The organism is Oceanicaulis sp. UBA6590 (assembly GCF_002433705.1).
GTDB lineage: Bacteria > Pseudomonadota > Alphaproteobacteria > Caulobacterales > Maricaulaceae > Oceanicaulis.
In genome coordinates, this window is sequence record NZ_DJIQ01000022.1 from 102,687 (window position 1) to 121,371 (window position 18,685).

The 18,685-nt window shown below is 64.0% G+C and carries 12 protein-coding genes; 10 read left to right on the plus strand and 2 right to left on the minus strand.

The window, feature by feature from the left end; all coding sequences use genetic code 11:
* Window positions 1–3,102 (plus strand): efflux RND transporter permease subunit, encoded by a 3,102-nt coding sequence (locus B2Z70_RS04225; protein WP_292981392.1) that lies wholly within the window; start codon window positions 1–3, stop codon window positions 3,100–3,102.
* On the opposite strand, the gene B2Z70_RS04230 is transcribed toward B2Z70_RS04225, so the two are convergent.
* On the minus strand, window positions 3,099–5,036 hold the full coding sequence (locus tag B2Z70_RS04230; protein ID WP_292981395.1) for a glycosyltransferase family 2 protein: 1,938 nt from the start codon (window positions 5,034–5,036) through the stop codon (window positions 3,099–3,101). The genes B2Z70_RS04225 and B2Z70_RS04230 overlap by 4 nt on opposite strands.
* 139 nt (window positions 5,037–5,175) lie before the next feature.
* On the opposite strand from B2Z70_RS04230, the gene B2Z70_RS04235 reads away from it, so the two are divergent.
* The 4 genes from B2Z70_RS04235 (at window position 5,176) to B2Z70_RS04250 (ending at window position 9,911) form a co-directional block, all read left to right on the plus strand.
* Window positions 5,176–6,111, plus strand: a complete 936-nt coding sequence (locus tag B2Z70_RS04235; protein ID WP_292981398.1) for a hypothetical protein — start codon at window positions 5,176–5,178, stop codon at window positions 6,109–6,111.
* A 147-nt stretch (window positions 6,112–6,258) separates the two neighbouring features.
* Window positions 6,259–8,190, plus strand: a complete 1,932-nt coding sequence (locus B2Z70_RS04240; RefSeq protein ID WP_292981401.1) for a hypothetical protein — start codon at window positions 6,259–6,261, stop codon at window positions 8,188–8,190.
* 98 nt (window positions 8,191–8,288) lie between these two features.
* Entirely contained in the window at window positions 8,289–9,656 is a 1,368-nt protein-coding gene (locus B2Z70_RS04245; RefSeq protein ID WP_292981404.1) for a hypothetical protein, read from the plus strand.
* 72 nt (window positions 9,657–9,728) lie between these two features.
* Window positions 9,729–9,911, plus strand: coding sequence for a hypothetical protein (locus B2Z70_RS04250; protein ID WP_156776231.1), 183 nt, complete (start codon window positions 9,729–9,731; stop codon window positions 9,909–9,911).
* 3 nt (window positions 9,912–9,914) lie between these two features.
* Here B2Z70_RS04250 and B2Z70_RS04255 read toward each other — a convergent pair whose 3' ends face one another.
* A complete protein-coding gene (locus B2Z70_RS04255; protein ID WP_009802779.1) occupies window positions 9,915–10,715 on the minus strand; it encodes a DUF1295 domain-containing protein in 801 nt (266 codons plus the stop codon).
* A 163-nt stretch (window positions 10,716–10,878) separates the two neighbouring features.
* Between B2Z70_RS04255 and B2Z70_RS04260 the strand changes: the two genes are divergently transcribed.
* From B2Z70_RS04260 to B2Z70_RS04280, 5 genes are all read left to right on the plus strand, one after another.
* On the plus strand, window positions 10,879–11,223 hold the full coding sequence (locus B2Z70_RS04260; protein WP_009802780.1) for an ArsR/SmtB family transcription factor: 345 nt from the start codon (window positions 10,879–10,881) through the stop codon (window positions 11,221–11,223).
* The gene (locus B2Z70_RS04265; protein WP_292981410.1) at window positions 11,220–12,104 is read left to right on the plus strand and encodes an MBL fold metallo-hydrolase; all 885 of its coding nucleotides are present in this window, start codon (window positions 11,220–11,222) and stop codon (window positions 12,102–12,104) included. The genes B2Z70_RS04260 and B2Z70_RS04265 overlap by 4 nt, the downstream gene beginning before the upstream one ends.
* A gap of 9 nt (window positions 12,105–12,113) precedes the next feature.
* Window positions 12,114–12,545: a protein tyrosine phosphatase family protein gene (locus B2Z70_RS04270; protein WP_292981413.1), complete on the plus strand. Its 432-nt coding sequence runs from the start codon at window positions 12,114–12,116 to the stop codon at window positions 12,543–12,545.
* 316 nt (window positions 12,546–12,861) lie between these two features.
* Window positions 12,862–15,792, plus strand: coding sequence for a beta-helix domain-containing protein (locus B2Z70_RS04275; RefSeq protein ID WP_292981416.1), 2,931 nt, complete (start codon window positions 12,862–12,864; stop codon window positions 15,790–15,792).
* Window positions 15,793–15,870: 78 nt separating this feature from the next.
* Window positions 15,871–18,591 (plus strand): TonB-dependent receptor domain-containing protein, encoded by a 2,721-nt coding sequence (locus B2Z70_RS04280; RefSeq protein WP_009802784.1) that lies wholly within the window; start codon window positions 15,871–15,873, stop codon window positions 18,589–18,591.
* Window positions 18,592–18,685 lie beyond the last annotated feature (94 nt).

The following is an 18,685-nucleotide window of genomic DNA, read 5'->3' on the forward strand; positions in this document are numbered from 1 at the left end:
ATGAGCAAGAGCGCACAGTCGGAAACGGGCGGCCGGTTCAACCTGGCCCGCCTGTCCATCGAACGCCCGGTCCTGACCTGGCTGGTGATCCTGTTCTGCCTGTTTGGCGGAATACAGGGCTTCACATCGGTGGGACGTCTGGAAGACCCCGCCTTCACCATCAAGGAAGCCATTGTGGTCACGCCGTATCCCGGCGCCACGGCGGAAGAGGTGGAGGACGAGGTCACCGAACGGCTCGAGACGGCCATCCAGCAGATGAGCCAGCTGGACGAGGTGTTCTCCGAAAGCTCGCCCGGCGTCAGTGAAATTCACGTGCGCATGCGCGACGAATTTGATGGCACGGAGCTGCCGCAGGTCTGGGACGAGTTGCGCAAGCGGATCCGCGACGCCGCCAGCTCGCTGCCGCCGGGTGTCGGGGAGTCCGTGGTGCTCGATGATTTCGGTGATGTCTACGGCATTCTGTATGCCGTGGTGGCGCCGGGATATACGGACCGCGAGATCCGCGACATCGCCGATGATCTGCGTCGCGAGCTTCTGGTCGTGGACGGGGTGTCCAAGGTCCAGGTCTCCGGCGTCCCCGAAGAGCGCATCTATATCGAGATTTCCCAAGAGGATCTGGCGCGTCTGGGCCTGCCGGTGGAAGCGGTGCTGTCCACACTGTCCAACGAGAACGCCGTGGTGTCCGCGGGCGAGGCGCCGTCGGGCGACCGCTTGCTGCGGATCGAGATGCCCCAGTCCATCGGCGGGGTGCAGTCGATCGAGAACCTTCTGATCTCGCCGCGCGATTCAGGTCAGACCCTGCGCCTGTCCGATATCGCCAATGTCACCCGGGCGCCGGTCGAACGCGCAGACGTCTACATCTACCATAATGGCGAACCCGCCTTCACGCTGGGCGTGTCCGGGTTGGCGGACGCCAATATCGTCGATGTGGGCGAAGCGGTCGAAGCCCGTCTGGCCGAGCTCGAGCAGGACCTGCCGGTCGGGGTCGAGCTCAAACCGATCTATGAGCAGCACACTGTCGTCGCCGAGGCCACCAACGGCTTCCTCGTCAATCTCGCCCTGTCGGTCGGCATCGTGATCGGCGTGCTGTGCCTGTTCATGGGCTGGCGGGCCGGCGTGACCGTCGGTGTCGTGCTGCTCCTGACGGTGCTCGGCACGCTGTTCTTCATGAACGCCTTTGACATCACCATGCAGCGCATCTCGCTGGGCGCGCTGATCATCGCCATGGGGATGCTGGTGGATAACGCCATCGTTGTGACCGAAGGCATTCAGGTCTCCGTCCAGCGCGGCGAGGACCGGATGAAGGCCGCCGAGGATGCGGTCTCCTCCACCGAATGGCCGCTTCTGGGCGCGACGATCATCGGCATCATGGCGTTCTCTGGGATCGGGCTGTCCCCGGACTCCACGGGCGAGTTCCTGTTCTCGCTCTTCGCCGTGATCGGCATATCATTGATGCTGAGCTGGATCCTCGCCATCACGGTCGCCCCGATGATCGCCTATCACCTGTTCAAGGGCGAGAAGGCCGACCCGGACGCCGACCCCCATGATCGCGGCATGTATGGCGTCTACCGGAACATGCTGGTCCTGGCGCTCCGGCACCGCATCGCCACGGTCGCGGCGCTGGTGGTGATCTTCATCGGCTCAATCTATGGCTTTGGCTTTGTGCGCCAGGCGTTCTTCCCCAACTCCAACACGCCCATGTTCTATGTGAACATGACCATGCCCCAGGGCGCGGACATCCTGGACACCGATGAGGTGATCCGCGATGTGGCCCGGTTCGCCGGCGAGCAGGAGCATGCCCGGTCTGTTGACGCCTTTGTGGGCCGCGGCGCTACGCGCTTCATGCTCACCTATGCCAGCGAACAGCCCAATCCGGCCTATGGTCAGCTGATTGTCCAGACCCGGACGCTGGATGAGATTCCGCCTCTGGCGGACGCCATCCTGGCCTATGTCAGCGACACCTATCCCCAGCTCGAGGCGCGGTCCGAAAGAATCGTCTTCGGCCCGCCGTCGGGCGCCCAGCTGGAAGCGCGCTTCATGGGGCCGGACGCCGAAGTGCTGCGCACGCTGGCCGAAGAGGCCATGCGCCGTCTCAACGAGGCTGGCGAGTTCCGCGATCTGCGCACCGACTGGCGAAATCGCGAGCTGGTGCTTGTGCCCCAGATCCTGCCCGAGCGCGCCCGCACCATCGGCGTGACTCGCGGCGATGTCGCCGAGGCCCTGAGCTACGCCACATCCGGGTCGCGCGTGGGCGTGTTCCGGGAGGGTGATCTTCTGATCCCCATTATCGCCCGGGCGCCGGAGGCTGAACGCGCCACGCCGGACAGCCTGACGGACCGTCTGATCTGGAGCCCGTCGCAGAACGCCTATGTGCCGATCAGCCAGGTGGTGAGCGGGTTCGAGCTTGAAGCGCATGAAAGCCTGATCCAGCGCCGCAACCGGGTGCGCACCCTGACCGTGCAGGGCAATCCGGGATCGGACGAGACCACCGCGGCCTCCGCCTTCCCGCGCTTCGCCGAGATCGTCAGCCAGATCGATCTGCCCCATGGCTACACTCTGGAATGGGGCGGCGAGCACGAAGCCTCGAGCGAAGCCAATGAATCCCTGGGCGGCGTGCTGCCCCTGAGCTTCCTGGTGATGCTGGTGACGAGCTTCCTCTTGTTCCAGAGCGTGCGTCAGCCGCTGATCATCTGGCTGATCGTGCCGATGTCGATCTGCGGCGTCTCGATGGGGCTTCTGGCGACCGGTGTGGCCTTCTCCTTCACCGCGCTTCTGGGGCTGTTGTCGCTCTCGGGCATGCTGATCAAGAACGCCATCGTTCTTGTGGACGAGGTGGATCAGCGCATCAACAAGGGCCAGGCCCGGTTTGACGCCATGGTGAAGGGCTCGGTCAGTCGCTTGCGGCCGGTGCTGCTGGCGGCGGGGACGACGATCCTCGGCATGACGCCGCTGATCTTTGACGCCTTCTTCCAGGGCATGGCGGTGACCATCATTTGCGGACTCGCCTTCGCCACCGTGCTGACCATGATCGCAACGCCGGTCTTTTACGCCCTGTTCTTCCGCATCAAACCGGACGAGGTCGAGGGCAAGGCTGCGGCCTAGCTGGCGAAGGGCGGTTTCTGACGGGGCTTGGGCGCGTCAAAGGCGCGCTCAGCCGCCCTGTCGGGATAGATCAGAGAAAGCGTCGAGCCGAGCGTGTAGTACGAGCGCAGGAAGCGGAATCCCATATAGAGCGGCAGGATCGGAATGAGATCGAGCCGTCGCCACAGGATCAGCACGAACAGCGCCAGCACGAACGGCATGCCCATGATCACCGCGATCACCGTGGCGAAGCCGGGATGGCCGTAGACGCCGCCGAACAGGAAGAAGACCACGAGGCCGTAGATCAGAAGCGGCGTCATCATCGCCCGCCGCGCGCCGTTCAGGAGGGTGAAGGGCAGGGAGACATTGCCGATCACCGAGCCCTGACGGAACAGCACGTCCCGGTTATGCGCCGTCACATGATAAAGCGAACGGAACCAGCGCGTGCGCTGTTCACGCAGGAAGGCCAGGGAATCGGGAGTCTCGGTGTAGAATTTCGCCTTGGGGTCCGCGACCATCCGATAGCCCAGAGACGCCATGCGCAGCGTGATGTCGGTGTCCTCGCCATTCATGCCTTCGGTGAAACCACCCGCCTCGTCCAGGGCGGACTTGCGGTAGATCACGAACATGCCGGGCAGGCCGAAGACGCCGCCAAACGCGCCAAAGCCGACCTGGACAAATCCATGGCGCAGCAGCACCTCGATGGCGCGCACCTTTGAGAGCAGGCCTTCGCCTTCATGGGGCAGGGGCAAGCCGCCCACGCCGCCAACCTTGTTGCTGGCGAAATGGCGCATGGCGACTTTCAGGGCGTCGCGTCCAATGACGGTGTCGGCGTCGATCCGGACCACAAAGCCTTCCTCGATCAGGTCGAGACCGCGGTTCAGCGCCCGGGCCTTGCCGGGCACGGTGCTGGCGTCTACCCGCCAGCCGGCCAGATGCTCACATTTCGCCAGCGTGTTCTCGGCCAGTTGCGCGGTGTCGTCGCTGGAGCAGTTCTCCATCACGATCACCCGCACATCGCCTTTATAGCGCGCAGCGGCGGCGTCCACGGCCAGCAGCGTTTCGCGGATCTGGTGCGCTTCATTATGGGCGGGGATCATCACGGCGACAGGCGGCGCGAAGGCGCGCCTGCGCGAAACCTGATTGCGGAACCAGCCGATCAGCGCAAGCTGAACCCCCATTACTTGCTGGGCGAGGAACACCCCCGGGCCCATCCCGCCCAGAAGGGCGATGGAGCGTAGATACTCCGCTTCGGGGGCGTACACGGTGGAGACCAGTACGGCCGTTAGTGCGGCGATGGCGCCTGTCACGAACAGGATGGCGTATTCGTGCAGTTTGCCGCCACGCAGGACGGGCGTGCCCGAGGCGATGGGCAGACGGGCCTGGCTGATCAGCGTGTGCGGGAAGATCACAAGTCCGGCCATGCCGACAAGAAATTGCTGGAAATGCACCGGCCAGACTGCGCTCGCGCCTCTCCAGCTCGCCCAGGCGGCCAGGTCCACCAGCACGCAGGCCAGGGCGAATTTCACCACGAAGCTGAACAGCAGGACCGTGCGCTTGCCCGCCGAGCCGTGGGCGAACAGCGCATAGGTGAGAAAGAAGCTCAGAAGGAAGGTGCGGACCGGCAGAACCGCATTCATCCGGTCAGCCGTAAAGCCGACAAAATCTCGCGGTACCTCTAGGTCGAGCGTGGCGCGCGCCAGTTCCGGCAACGCCAGCAGGATGATCGCGAAAAAGGTGAAGGTCACGAGCGCGACGTCCTGCACCCATCTCGGTCGGGCGATCGATACGCCCGCCGGGGCTGAATCCACGGATCTGAAGAAATCGGCGGTGCGCCCCTGATCATCGAGGTGGGATGTCCCCGTGTCCCGTTTCCGGACGGAATCCGCAGGCGCATCAGCGGCATAGGGCTTGCCTGAGCGGGTGCGAAGCGCCGGGTCTGTGTCCTTGAGCATGGGCGCGACGCCTTACCGCTTCATGACGCGTTCAGGTTCGCCCGCGTACTGGTTTAACTGTCAGACTTAACGAAGCATTAAAGTCTGGTTTTCGGAAGGGCAATTCATCTGCCTTCGCAGATGGGTCAAGGGTGGGACGATGAACGACTCCATGCGCACCTGCATTTTTGCTGTGGGACTGGCTGCGACCGCAGGCGTGGGCGCGGCCCAGGCGGACGGCCAGTTCGAGCTGCAATCCACCAACATGTTGACCCGGTCCGATCCGTTTTCTGCGGATGAAGAACTGACCGCACTGGGCGCTGGGGTGTTCGATCTTGAGACAGGCTGGGATTCCAACACCTGGGTCCGCCGCGTCCAGCCTCTGTCCGGGCGTCAGGTCTTGCGCTTTGAGGGCCAGCTGCGCCTGCGGGGTTACCCGGACCGGGACGAACTCAACTCGGTGCTGGTGACGCCGCGCCTGCAATACTGGAACACGACCGCCGACAACCGGCTGCAACTGCGCCTGTCGGCGGGTTACAGCGCCCTGAGCCGGGATGGCGACGCACACTGGACCCGTCCGGAAGCGGAGGCCCAGCTGCGCTATCGCCCCGAAGGCGGGCGCGCGCTTGAAACCGTTTTCCGGGTGCGCGCCAATGCCTATGACTTTGAACGGGCGAACCTGCAGGGGCTCGACTCAGAGCGGGTCCGCATCGGGGTCGAACAGTTCTTCCGTCCCATGGATGAAGCGCTTGTCGTGCGGCTGTCGGCCTATTTCGAACAGGCCGATGCGGACGAGGATCGCTTCTCCTTTGATGAGACCCGCCTGCGCGGCGAAATCATCTGGAATATCGATGACGCCAGCTCTGCGGCTCTGCTCGCTGATTATCGCGACCGGGACTATGAGGCGGCCTTCTCGACCCAGGAACCCTTCGCGCGTGCGGATGAACGCTTCGAGGTCGAGGCGCGCTATGAGCGCAAGCTGACCGAGCGCGTGAACGCCTTTGTGGCGGCGGGCTATCTGGACAATCGCTCCAATATTCAGGCCCGCGATTATGACGGCGCGACCTTCCGCGCCGGCTTCTCGCTCAGTCTGTGAGGGGCCGACACTCATGCTGATGGCCGAAACAAGATCGACCGGACTGGCGAGAACGCCAGCCGGAACCGGAAGATATTCACCCTCAAACGCGACTGGCGCTGATGGATCAGCCTTCCTGCACGCGATCGAGAGAAGGGCGGGTCCGAGATGAAGACCAACCGCGAATACAAGCGCCGCTTTCCCTGGTTCTCCGCCTCGCTGGGCGTGATCGCGCTCGCCAGCGTGGCGACCCTGTTCGTCTCTGGCCAGCTCAATGCGGGGCAGGGCGAGTTCGGTCTGTTCGTGCGCCAGGTCTTTGATCGGCTCACAACCGCGCAGGCGGCCCTGGGGCGTGACGGCCAGTATGAGGTCAGCTTTGCCGACGCCGGCCATGAGGACGGTCTCGTCGTGTCCGGTTATCCCTCCTACGCCTCCGCCACCCTGCCGCTGGTTCGGGACCAGAAGTCGCGTGCCGTGCGGCTGGTGCTGAACGGCCGGCAGGATGTCAGCGTGGAGGCGGTCACCGCCCTGCGGGTCACGGTGAACGGGCGCCGGGTCATGGAGCGCGTGCTGGCGCCGGGCCAGCGGGACTTCAACTGGGTGTTTGATCTCAGCGACATCGTGGATGGCTCGACAGAAGCGCGCATCGGCGTGCAGCTCGCGGGCGATGTGTCCGCAGAGGTCTGTCATTCGGACCGTTCCATGGGCGCGGTTCTGAGCCTCGCCCCAGAGTCCGGGCTCGAGATCGAGCTGCAGGGGCCCCTGACCTCGGTGCGTGACGTGCTGGCGCTGACCCCGCGTCATGTGGTGATCGCCATGGATGAGGGGGATGACTGGTTTGAAATCTCCACGCGTCTGGGGGCGCGCCTCAACCGCAACGGATTTGTCGTGAGCATGATGGATCTCGCTGACGCCACGGCTGCAGTTGAATCGGGGCTTGAGGGCGTGATCCTGGCGGCCTCGCGTGAAAACCTTCAGCGGGCTGGTTTCCAGCCCGTGGGCGACAGTGCTGCGGCGGGCGCCAGCCTGTGGCGGCGCGCCGGCGCCACCATGGTCGCCGTCACCGATGCCGAGCGCATCGATACGATCCGCTTCCTCACCAGCGAGCTGTCCACCATCGCCCGCGGCGTCTCGGTCGACCCGGTCCAGTTCCTGAACGCGCAGGGCCCGGCGGTGCTGTCGCTCGAGGCTCTGGGCGTGGACACCAGCGTGCAGCAGGTCTCCGATCGTCGCGAATGGCGGTTCGATTATGAGCTGGCGAATGCGCCCCGTGGTCGCGCGGCTGACGGCGTGGGTCTTGATTTCCGTCTCCCCGACGGGCCGGTCGGCGTGACCACGGTCGCCCATGTGGCGCTCAACGGTCAGCTGATCGATTCCCGCCGTCTGGCCGGGGCGGGCCAGGTGCGGTACCGCGTCGACCTGCCGGAGAACGGACAGGGACTGACGAACGAAATCGCCGTGGCGCTTCAGCGCCAGCGCGAGGATGGCGGCTGCGAGATCTCCCAGCAGCGCTACCCCGTGCAGCTGTCCAGCGAGAGCGCGCTTCTGTTTGACGGCTCCGGGCGAGAGCGGGGCTTCACCGCCCTGCCCGAGCAGTTCGCAGGCGGTCTGGATGTGCGCCTGCCTGATATGATGAGCGCTCGACAGCGTCTGGTGATGGCGCGGGTGACGGCGGAGGCGCTCGCCCTGTTCGCCCCGGCGGATGCGGCTCTGAGCTATCGCTTCGTGCCGACAGACAATGGCCGCTCCGAGCCTGTGGATCGGCCGTTCCTGGCGATCAACAACGCGCCGGCCAATGTCCAGTCGCCGCTCCGGGTCTATGCGGACCGGCTTGTCATGCAGGCAGGCGAGGGCATGGATGTGGATGTTCGCGCCCTCTCCAACCTGACCCTGCTGCAGGTGTCCAGCGCGGAGCTTGCGCCGACCGAGGCGAATTCAAGACCTCGTTACGCGCCCGGCCTTGTGGTGCATGCCATTGATGATGCGCCCTCCATGCTGGGCGCCTATCTGGGCCCGGATTCGCTGGCGATCATTCACGCCGATGGCGTGGCGATGGCGCCGGGCGGACAGGGGCTGCCGAACGTGGTGGGCTTCGAATAACCCATTTCACTCTATGTTAAGACCTTCGCAAGGTCGGTGCGCTCTGGTGTGTGTCTAAATGACTTAGGGACCGGGGTGATTCGCTCCGGCTGGGACGTATGGAGCTGGCCACCGCTGATGCTGTTCAACCCCGGGACGGGGAGGCGGCGTTCATCCTGCAATTGCGTCCGCCGGCGACGGCGCATGCCGAGGCGCTGGCCGCGGAGCTCGAGCGCTTCACCTCTCTGTATCTGGAACGCGCAGCAACAGATCATGTGCGCTTCACGCCGCTGGGCGCGCTGACCTGGGCGCTTTGCGCGCCTTCAGCGAGCGTCGAGGACGTGGACGCGGCCTGTGATGCGCTGGCGCAGACCCTGTTCGGTGATCCCGCCAGTAAAGCGGTGCATCTGGCCCGCCAGCCCGATCACCCCCGGGATGAGGATTATCACATCAGCAACCAGTCGCTCTCCGACGAGGAGGGCGAGGCTGTCATGGATGATCTGGCGGAACACGAATGGGATTTCGGAACCGGTCAGAACGACGAAGAGACGGAATGCGCCGGTTCTAACTCTGCGCCTTCGGCTCTGTCTGCGTCGCTGGATGAGGATGCGGATTCCATCGATCTTGATGATTTCGTGCCGTCTCCCGAAGCGCAGGACGACTGGGAGCTGGAACGTCCGCTGGAAGCGGACACCCTGGCTCTGGACGAGGATGAGCTGGAAGCGGCCTTGTCCGACGCGGATGATGCGGCTTCCGACGATGAGTCGCAGGATCTGAGTGCGCCGGACACGACTGAAACGTCCTTGGACGTGGATGAGGGCGGCGAATTCGATTCGATGGACATGGCCGAGCATGCGGCCGATCCGATGACAGAGACTGCGCCGACGATTGATGAGCCGGCGTTCGAGAGCGGCCCCGCGCCGGCATCCGATGATGAGCCGGACCTGTCCTTTGATCTGGAGCAGGATGCGCAAGCGCAGGACTCCCTCGATATTGAGGACGAGCTTGAAGAGTTCGTGCTTGAAGGCGAGGAATCCCGTCCGCCCCATCCGGGAATCTGGGACGAGGATGTGGATACGGTCGATATCGATGATATCGCCGCGTCCGCCCTGCACGAGACCCGCCTGGGGTCCAATCTTGATGTGGCCGCGGAGCTGAATGCGTTCCGTGAGGAAATGCGCGCCATCGCCCGCTCCATTCCGGCGGGCGGGCTGGATGACACCCTGTCGGATTTCCGCGCCAGCCTTGAATCACTGTCTGGCGAGTTGGGGCAGCGTGTGGATGGCGCCGCTCAGCGTATCGAGGCGGCGGTCGGCCAGCTGGATGTGGATCGTTATGATGCGGCCAGCCAGCGCGTGGAAAGCGCGGCGAGCCTGATGGAGACCAGCATTCATGAAGCGCTTGAAGCGCTCAAGCGCGCCGGAGCGGCCATGTCCGCGCCCACAGCGTCTGACATGCTGGACGCGCAGGACCGGGATTCGGTCTAGTCCGTACCTTTCTGCTTGTTAATGAACATCGTGTAATGTTACGCTTCTGTCGTATTCGCCGGGGAGGGCGCTATGCGACTGATTATCGTAATGGCCGGTGTGGGCCTGTTGAGCCTGGGCGTCGCCGGATTGGCGATGACGGGTCTGAAGACCGGTCTCTGCAAGCAACAGACGGAAGAAGCGATTCGCTTTGTCGAGCGCTTTCTGGACAGCGCGCCGGACGGTTTCGACTTTGCGCCGGTGCGTCGCAGCTAGCACTTAGCCCTTGAAGCGGAACAGCCGCGGGATGATCGCCGGGGTGCGCGCCTTGTAGGCGGCGTATTCGGGGCGTCGGGCCTCCAGTCCGGCTTCCTGCATGGGGACCCCGGATAATCTGAACAGGGTAAAGGTGACGAAGAGCGGTCCGGGCAGCGCCAGGACGCCCCATCCGGTTTCCGCTGCAATCAGCCACAGCCCCCACCAGACACAGATTTCCCCGAAATAGTTGGGATGACGGCTCCGGGCCCACAGGCCGGTGTCGAGCACCTGGCCGTGCCGACCCGGATCCTGGCGGAACCGATGCAGCTGATGGTCCGCCAGCGCTTCGTATGCGATTCCGAACAGGGCCAGCGCGCCGCCCAGCATGGCCACGGGGCCGAGCGGCGTCAGGGTGGCGAAAGCCTGGCCCATCTGAACCGGCAGGCTGGTCAGCCACAGGAGCACGGCCTGGGGCAGGAAGATGAAGACCAGCGTCGTGCGGGCATAGCTCCAGCCGCGCTTCTCGCGCACATCACTGAGCAGCTTCGTGTAGCGCCGGTCCGCGCCCTCCCGACGCCACCGCAACAGCAGATGTGCGGCAAGGCGCAGCCCCCACGCCAGAACAAGGCCGAGCACCAGCATGTGTCGCCATGTCGCGCCGGGGGAGGCGGCATGGCCGACCAGGGCGATGAGCACGATCCCGAGCGCCCAGAAGGCATCAATGAAGCTGGGATCGCGATGAAACTGGGCGATCGCCCAAAGGATTGAAAACAAACTCAGAACTGCAGCCAGATTCAAGGCGAGCAAAGGCAGGACGCTCATGGTGCGGGACAGGCTCCTCTCGCCGAACGGGTGGACCGTCCGATCAGGCTGATGGTCTGACGTCATAAGATCAGACGTCCTGACTGAGTGGAAGACTTGTCAGCGCGCGCGAAGATTTCAATTATCAAAATTGGAAACTTGAAAGCCGACAAAGGGTCGCCCCATGGTCGCCGAGACTGACATGGCCGAACTTGAACTGACCGAGCTGCGCGAACGCGCGGACGAGGTGGCCAGCCTGATGAAGATCCTGGCCCATCCCGGGCGTCTGCTTGTGGCGTGTGAACTGATGGAAGGCGAATGCTCGGTTTCTGAAATCGAGATGCGCACCGGCGTGCGTCAGCCCAATCTGTCCCGCGATCTGGCGCGCATGCGCGACGCCGGTCTGGTCTCGCCGCGACGCGACGCCAAGCATGTCTATTACAGTCTCGCGGACGCCCGCATCCAGAAACTGGTGGCGGCGCTGTGTCTGGCGTTTGGTCCCAAAGCCGGCAAGGGAGGCGCTCAATGACCACGCCATCTGCGACCCCGATCCCGACCGTCAAGGCGTTCTTTGATCCGGACACCTTCACTGTCAGTTATGTGGTGTCGGACCCGGCGACGCAAAAAGCGGCCATCATCGACTCCGTACTCGATTACGATGCGAAGTCCGGCCGGACCAGCCACACGAGCGCGGACGCCATCATCGCCTATGTGAAAGAGCAGGGGCTGGATGTCGACTGGGTGCTGGAAACCCATGTCCATGCCGACCATTTGTCCGCCGCGCCCTATCTGAAGGAGAAGCTGGGCGGTCAATTGGCGATCGGCGCCAATATCCGCACCGTGCAGGATGTCTTCGGCAAGGTCTTCAATGCGGGGAGTGAATTCCAGCGCGACGGCTCCCAGTTCGATCACCTGTTCGATGATGACGAGCGGTTCAGCATTGGCGAGCTTGAGGCCCGCACCCTGCATACGCCCGGCCATACGCCAGCCTGCATGACCTATGTGATCGGCGACGCCGCCTTTGTCGGCGACACGCTGTTCATGCCTGATTTCGGCACGGCGCGGTGTGACTTTCCCGGCGGCGATGCGCGTACGCTTTATCGCTCGATCCAGAAAATCTTCGCCCTGCCGGACGAGACGCGCCTGTTCATGTGTCATGACTACAAGGCTCCGGGTCGGGACGAATTCGCCTGGGAAACCACAGTGGCCGAAGAGCGCGCCAGCAACATTCATGTGGGCGGCGGCATTGATGAGGACAGCTTCGTCGCCATGCGCGAACGCCGGGACGCGACGCTGGACATGCCCACTCTGATTCTGCCCAGCGTTCAGGTGAACATGCGCGCCGGGGAATTGCCGCCCGCCGAGGATAATGGCGTGCGCTATCTGAAAATCCCCTTCGACGCGCTGTAGGAGAGAGCCATGACGCCGGTTCAGGTCAGCCCGAGCTTCTTCATATCCGCGCAGATTGCGCCTGAAGACGTGACGGCGCTTGCAGAACAGGGCTTTGTCGCGCTCATCAACAACCGTCCGGATGGCGAAGCGCCTGATCAGCCTGATTCCATGGACATCGAGGCGGCGGCGCGGGCTGCGGGGCTTGCGTATCTGCATGCGCCCATGTGCGGCGCCGAGATATCCCTTGCCGATGTCGAACGCATTCATGACCTGACCGAGCAGGCCACGGGCAAGGTGCTGGGCTTCTGCCGATCCGGCGCCCGGTCCATGCTGGGCTGGGCTCTGGCCCGGTCCGAGGACCTGCCGGCTGACGAGCTGATCGCGCTGGCGCGCGGAGCAGGCCACGACCTGTCACGATGGCGGAGCGTGTTCGACGCGCGTTACGCCGCGCACGGGTGAACGCAGTACGCGGTTCGCCCCTGGCGGCGCCTGTCACTCAAATTTCATAAAACCGAAAATGGATCGTGCATGGGCGCCACACCTGGCGCGAAGGCCTGCCATGGCACGGGATTCAGCCTGCGCATGGGGCGATGACACGCCGTGCAATGCGAGCCTGAACCCGTGCAACGGGCTGTGTCATGGCTTCGTCACGGTTCTGAAAACCCGGCGTTACAATCTTGCTGTCTTTTCACGCCCCGAGCGACCGCCTGCGCCATTGGCCAGTGCGGCGTGCCTGAAGTGTTGCGCCACTCAAAGTCCCTCGGGGGGTTCTCTGATGAAAGTCCAAATGTCCAAGATCAAGCTGCTGTTGGCGGGCGTGTCTATCGCCGTAATCGCCGCGTGCTCGGATTCGTCCATCTCTTCGCCGGGCGAAGGCCAGCTGCCGACGCCGCCGGCTCCGACCAATCCGAACCCGCCGACCCCGCCGTCTGCGGCGGTTGACGCCCGTCCGGCGGGCGGCTGCCCCACGGGCTTCTCGTCCCTGACCCAGACCCTGGGCAGCGTTGAACTCACCGCCTGCCAGACCTCGGGCACCCTTCTGGCTGACACCACCCTGCCGGGCGCGTCCGCGACCGCAGGCCAGGGCGCCATCTACTTCCTGAACGGCCAGGTCGCCGTGGGCACCGACGCGGGCGGCGACGCGGCCAACCCGCTGACCGGTTCGACCTCCGCCACCCTGACCATTGGCGCTGGCGCCTACATCGTCGGCGGCACGACCGCTGACTACCTCACCGTTTCGCGCGGCTCCCAGCTGGTCGTGGACGGCGAGCAGTTCAACCCGGTGATCTTCACCTCGTCCGACGATCTCGAAGCGACCCTGTCTGACAATCCGCGCGGCTTCAATGACGGCGCGAACGCGGAATGGGGCGGCATCATCCTGAACGGCCGCGCGCCGATCAACGCCTGTGACGATCCGGCCGCCATCGGCGCCACGGCCGATTGCGAAAAATCCGGCGAAGGCAATTCGGGCCTCTTCGGCGGCAACGACGCGTCTGACAATTCCGGTCGTCTGAACTACATGCAGGTTCGCTTTGCGGGCGCGGAAGTGACCGCGGACAACGAGCTGAACGGCATCGCCTTCCAGGGCGTCGGCAACGGCACCGAAGTCGACTACGTCCAGGTCCACAACAATTTTGACGATGGCGTCGAGTTCTTCGGCGGCACCGTGAACGTCAAGCACATGGTTCTGACCCAGATCGGCGACGACTCCATGGATTACACCGATGGCTGGACGGGCAACGCCCAGTTCGTGCTGGTTCAGCAAGGCGCGCTCGACGGTTCGCGTTCGGGCGACAACGGTTTTGAATTCGACAACTTCGAAGACAATGACGACCGTGAACCGCGCTCCAACCCGACCATCTCCAACTTCACCCTGATCGGCACCCAAGACACCGGCATGCTGATCCGTGAAGGCACCGCGGGCGACTTCCTGAACGGCGTCGTCACGGGCTTCCAGGACGAGTGCCTGCACATCGACGACAGCTCGACCCAGTCCCAGGCCGCCGCCGGCGCCCTGACGCTGAACTCGACCCTGTTCTCCTGCGACGTCCCGTTTGCGGATGAAGAACTGCCGGCCTTCGTGCATGCTGACTTCTTCAACGGCGTTGCGCCCTCTTACACCGCCAACCAGAACAATGTTCAGGCGTCGTCCACCCTGGTGGGCACCTTCTTCCCGGGCGCCAACGAGCTGGCTGTCCCGGCGCTGAACCCGACCGCCGCTTCCGTGGTGGACGCTGACCGTCGCGCCTTCTTTGACAGCGTGAACTATATCGGCGCGTTCTCGCCGAGCGAATCCGCAGGGAACTCCTGGGCCACCGGCTGGACCTTCGGCCTGTTCCCGGAAGTCACCGAATGCCCGACGGGCACCGTGGCTTCGGGCGAAACCATCGGCAACCAGTTCGTCTGCCGCATCACCGGCACCGTCGACCGTGACGTCCGTCTGGTCGCCGGCCCGCTCTATGAACTCGTGGGCGCCGTGTTCGTCGGCATCGACGCTGGTCCGGACGCCGCCAACCCGAGCACGAACGCTCTGGAAGCGACGCTGACCATCGATCCGGGCGTGACGATCTTTGGCCGTTCGACCGCTGACTACCTCGTGGTCTCCCGCGGCTCGCAGCTGCAGTCCAACGGTTCGCGCGGCGCGCCGGTCATCATGACCTCGCGTGCGGACATCCTGGCGACGGCCGCTGGCAATGACCGCGGCTACAACACTGGCAACAACGCCGAGTGGGGCGGCCTGATCATCAATGGTCGCGCACCGATCAACGCCTGTGACGATCCGGCGGCCATCGGCGGCACCATCGATTGCGAAAAGTCCGGCGAAGGCTCTTCGGGCCTGTTCGGCGGCGCGGACGCGTCTGACAATTCCGGCTCCATCCGCTATACCCGCGTCCAGTACGCCGGCGCGGAAGTGACCGCGGACAACGAGCTGAACGGCATTGCCTTCCAGGGCGTCGGCAACGGCACCACGGTCGAGTTCGTCCAGGTCCACAACAACTTTGACGATGGCGTCGAATTCTTCGGCGGCGCGGTCAACGTCAAGAACCTGCTGCTGACCCAGATCGGCGACGACTCCATGGATTACACCGATGGCTGGACGGGCAACGCCCAGTTCGTGCTGGTGATCCAGGGTGATCTCGACGGTTCGCGTTCGGGCGACAACGGTTTTGAATTCGACAACTTCGAAGACAATGACGACCGTGAGCCGCGCTCCAACCCGACCATCGCCAACTTCACCCTGATCGGCACCCAGGACACCGGCATGCTGATCCGCGAAGGCACCGCAGGCGATTTCCTGAACGGCGTCGTCACCGGCTTTGGCGACGAATGCCTGCACATCGACGACAGCTCGACCCAGACCCAGGCCGCCAATGGCGACCTGACCCTGCGCTCGACCTTCTTCTCCTGCGCCACCTCGTTCGCGGATGAAGAGCTGCCGTCCTTCGTGCACGCCGACTTCTTCAACGGCGTCACGCCCTACACCACGAACGTGAACAACGTTCTGGGCACGTCCTCGCTGACCCAGGTCTTCGTGCCGGGCGCCAACGAGAACGCCGTCATCGCGATCGACCCGCGCACCGACACGGTGATCGACGCGAGCCGCCGCAGCTTCTTCACCAGCGTCGACTATGTGGGCGCCGTTGAGAACGCGGCTGACGATCGCTTCACCGGCTGGACGCTGCTGCCGGCCGGCGCACCGAACTAAGGCCAGAGCCCTTGGATGGTCGCCTCACCCCTCAGGTGAGGCGGCCGCTCCTGTGAAACCAATGAATTGGGGACTATGATGCTTAAATCTCGCATCGCGTTCACCGCGGCTCTGCTGTCTGGCGTCTGTGTGACGCCTCTGACGGTGGCTTCAGCGCAAGAGGCGGTCGACGCCTCCCAGGCGGAAGACGTCGTGGTGGTTCGCTACCAGTATGTTCCGGACGACAAGCGCGTCACCTCCGAGGTGTCGAGCTTCCTGTCCGCTGACGATTTCGTGCTCACCGGCGACTCCAGCGTGGCTGATGCGCTGGGTCGTGTTTCCGGCATCACCATCTCGGACGGCCGCTTCCCGGTCGTGCGCGGTCTGAACGAGCGCTATTCCAACACCCTGCTGAACGGCTCGCCGCTGGCCTCGCCGGAACCCCTTCTGCGCGCCGCGCCGCTGGACCTGTTCCCGACGAGCGTCGTGTCGAACGTTCTGGTGCAGAAGACCTTCTCGCCGCAATTCCCCGGCGAGTTCGGCGGCGGCCTGATCTCCATCGAGACCTCTGCCCTGCCGGCGGAAGGCTTCTTCGAGATCGGCACGAGCCTGTCGGCTGACACCGAGACCAACTTCAACACCGGCCTGCTCCATGATGGCGGCAGCAATGACCGCTGGGGCTTCGGCGACAACACGCGCGAGATCTCCGACGAGTTCAAGCCGCTGTTCGAAACCAGCCGCGTGGGCGCCGACAACCGGATCTGGGATGACGAGACGCTGGCCCGGTTCGGCCGCTCGCTCGAAAACTCCAAGCTCTGGGTCATCCAGGAAGGCGATATCGAGCCGAACTGGGGCGTGGACGCCTCGGGCGGCCAGCGCTTCGAGTTCGACAATTTCGCACTCGGCGTTCTGGGCTCGGTCGGTTTTGACAATGACTGGCAGTCCAAGGACGGCCGCCGCGGCGACATCACCGCCGGCAGCTCGGTCGTGTCGGGCGAGACCATCACCCAGAACACCGATTATCGCTTCATGGAGACGACCAACGACATCTCCCTGAACGCGCTGGGCTCCATCGGCGTCGAGTTCGGTGAGCACGAGATCCAGTTCCTGACCCTGGTCCTGCGCTCCACCGAAAAGGAAACCCGCTCTGAGTTCGGCAATCTGCTGCCGACCGAAGAAGACGATTTCCGCGACGATTCGACCGCGTTCTACGAGCGTCAGGTCTACACCTACCAGCTGTCTGGCGATCACATGTTTGAATCGCTGGGCGAGCTGGAAGCCAGCTGGCGCGCCGCCTTCTCCGACGCGTCCCGCAATGCGCCGAACCAGCGTCGCGCCCGCTACGAGTTCGAGACCGTGAACGGCGTCGAACAGCTGGTGCTGCGTCCGGACACCCGCGGCAACAACATCTCGTTCAGCCGCGTGGATGAGGAAGTCACCGATTACGGCATCGACTTCACCCTGCCGGTCGAAGCCCTGGGCCTGTCCTGGGAATGGAAAGCCGGTTACGCCTCCAACACCCGCGAACGCTCCGCGTTCAGCCGGGACATGGCGTTCTCGGGTTCGTCCTCGAACCTGTTCCGCTCGGCGCGCGTGGATTACATCTTCGCCGATCCGAATATCGGCGTTCCCGCGGAAGGCGGCACCTGGCAGATCCGCGAACGCGGCGCGTCGGGCGCAGCTGACGCCTATGCCGGCGAGCTGGACGTTCAAGGCGCCTATATCGCCACTGACGTCGAGATCACGCCGTTCCTGCGCGCCGCGCTGGGCGTGCGCTGGGAAGATGGCGAGCTGTCTACCCGCACCTTCAACTTCGACAATGCGGGCCAGTCCACACAGGTGACCACCCAGGAAGACTACCTCCTGCCGGCGGCCACGCTGACCTGGACCTTCGCGGACAATCTGCAGGCGCGTTTCGGGTACTCTGAAACCATCACCCGCCCGCAATTCCGTGAACTGGGCTTTGCGCTCTTCACCGACACCGAGCTTGACCAGCGCTTCGTGGGCAACCCGTATCTCGTGGACACCGAGATCACCAACTATGACGCACGTCTGGAATGGTATTTCGGCCGCGATCAGTTCCTGACCGCGGGCGTCTTCTACAAAGAGCTGGAAAACCCGATCGTTGAATATCTCTTCAACGCCGCGGAAGAGCCGGTGAACTCCTATCTGAACGCGCCCGAAGCCACCCTCTACGGCTTCGAGATCGAGTTCGAGAAGACCTTCGACATGGCCGACACGTTCGGCGATGACGGCTTCTGGAGCGACGCCGAGGTGTTCGTGAACACGAACTACACCTACAGCCAGTCGGAAATCTCGGTGAACCAGACCGATACCGTGATCGCCGCCGGCGTGCCGGCGGGCGGCTCCACCGACGTGGTGGTGCCGAACGAAGTGGCCGCTTTCTCGCGCATCCTGGATGGTCAGCGTCTGAACGGTCAGTCCGATCACATCGTCAACCTGCAGATCGGCTGGGAAGCCAAGAGCACCGGCACGCGCACCGCGCTGCTGCTCAACTGGAACAGCGACCGCGTTCGCACCATCCAGTTCAACGTCTCCGTGGACAATCCGACCACGCCGAACGTTGAAAGCTCGGCCTTCTTCCCGGAAGTGATCGAAGAGCCGCCGCTCACGCTGGACCTGGTGCACAACCGCACCCTCAGCGTGCCGCGCGCCGGTGATGTCGACCTGCGTTTCGCCATTCGCAACATCCTGGGCGAGGACTATTCCGCCTACCAGGAAGCCTTTGGCGAAGAGCGCAACTTTGAATCCTATGATCTGGGAACCACGTTCTCGATCAGCCTGAAGAAATCCTTCTAGGCCAGGGTTCGATCCGAGACAGGGAGGCGGGCTTTCTTTCGGGAAAGTCCGCCTTGCTGCTTCTCATTGCGTGATAATTCCCGTTACAGTCCGC

Coding starts and splice junctions, on each gene's coding strand:
- B2Z70_RS04250 (WP_156776231.1), top strand. CDS start 9,729: ATGCGACTGATTATCGTAATGGCCGGTGTGGGCCTGTTGAGCCTGGGC.
- B2Z70_RS04270 (WP_292981413.1), top strand. CDS start 12,114: ATGACGCCGGTTCAGGTCAGCCCGAGCTTCTTCATATCCGCGCAGATT.
- B2Z70_RS04260 (WP_009802780.1), top strand. CDS start 10,879: ATGGTCGCCGAGACTGACATGGCCGAACTTGAACTGACCGAGCTGCGC.
- B2Z70_RS04225 (WP_292981392.1), top strand. CDS start 1: ATGAGCAAGAGCGCACAGTCGGAAACGGGCGGCCGGTTCAACCTGGCC.
- B2Z70_RS04275 (WP_292981416.1), top strand. CDS start 12,862: ATGAAAGTCCAAATGTCCAAGATCAAGCTGCTGTTGGCGGGCGTGTCT.
- B2Z70_RS04235 (WP_292981398.1), top strand. CDS start 5,176: ATGAACGACTCCATGCGCACCTGCATTTTTGCTGTGGGACTGGCTGCG.
- B2Z70_RS04245 (WP_292981404.1), top strand. CDS start 8,289: ATGGAGCTGGCCACCGCTGATGCTGTTCAACCCCGGGACGGGGAGGCG.
- B2Z70_RS04255 (WP_009802779.1), bottom strand. CDS start 10,715: ATGAGCGTCCTGCCTTTGCTCGCCTTGAATCTGGCTGCAGTTCTGAGT.
- B2Z70_RS04265 (WP_292981410.1), top strand. CDS start 11,220: ATGACCACGCCATCTGCGACCCCGATCCCGACCGTCAAGGCGTTCTTT.
- B2Z70_RS04240 (WP_292981401.1), top strand. CDS start 6,259: ATGAAGACCAACCGCGAATACAAGCGCCGCTTTCCCTGGTTCTCCGCC.
- B2Z70_RS04230 (WP_292981395.1), bottom strand. CDS start 5,036: ATGCTCAAGGACACAGACCCGGCGCTTCGCACCCGCTCAGGCAAGCCC.
- B2Z70_RS04280 (WP_009802784.1), top strand. CDS start 15,871: ATGCTTAAATCTCGCATCGCGTTCACCGCGGCTCTGCTGTCTGGCGTC.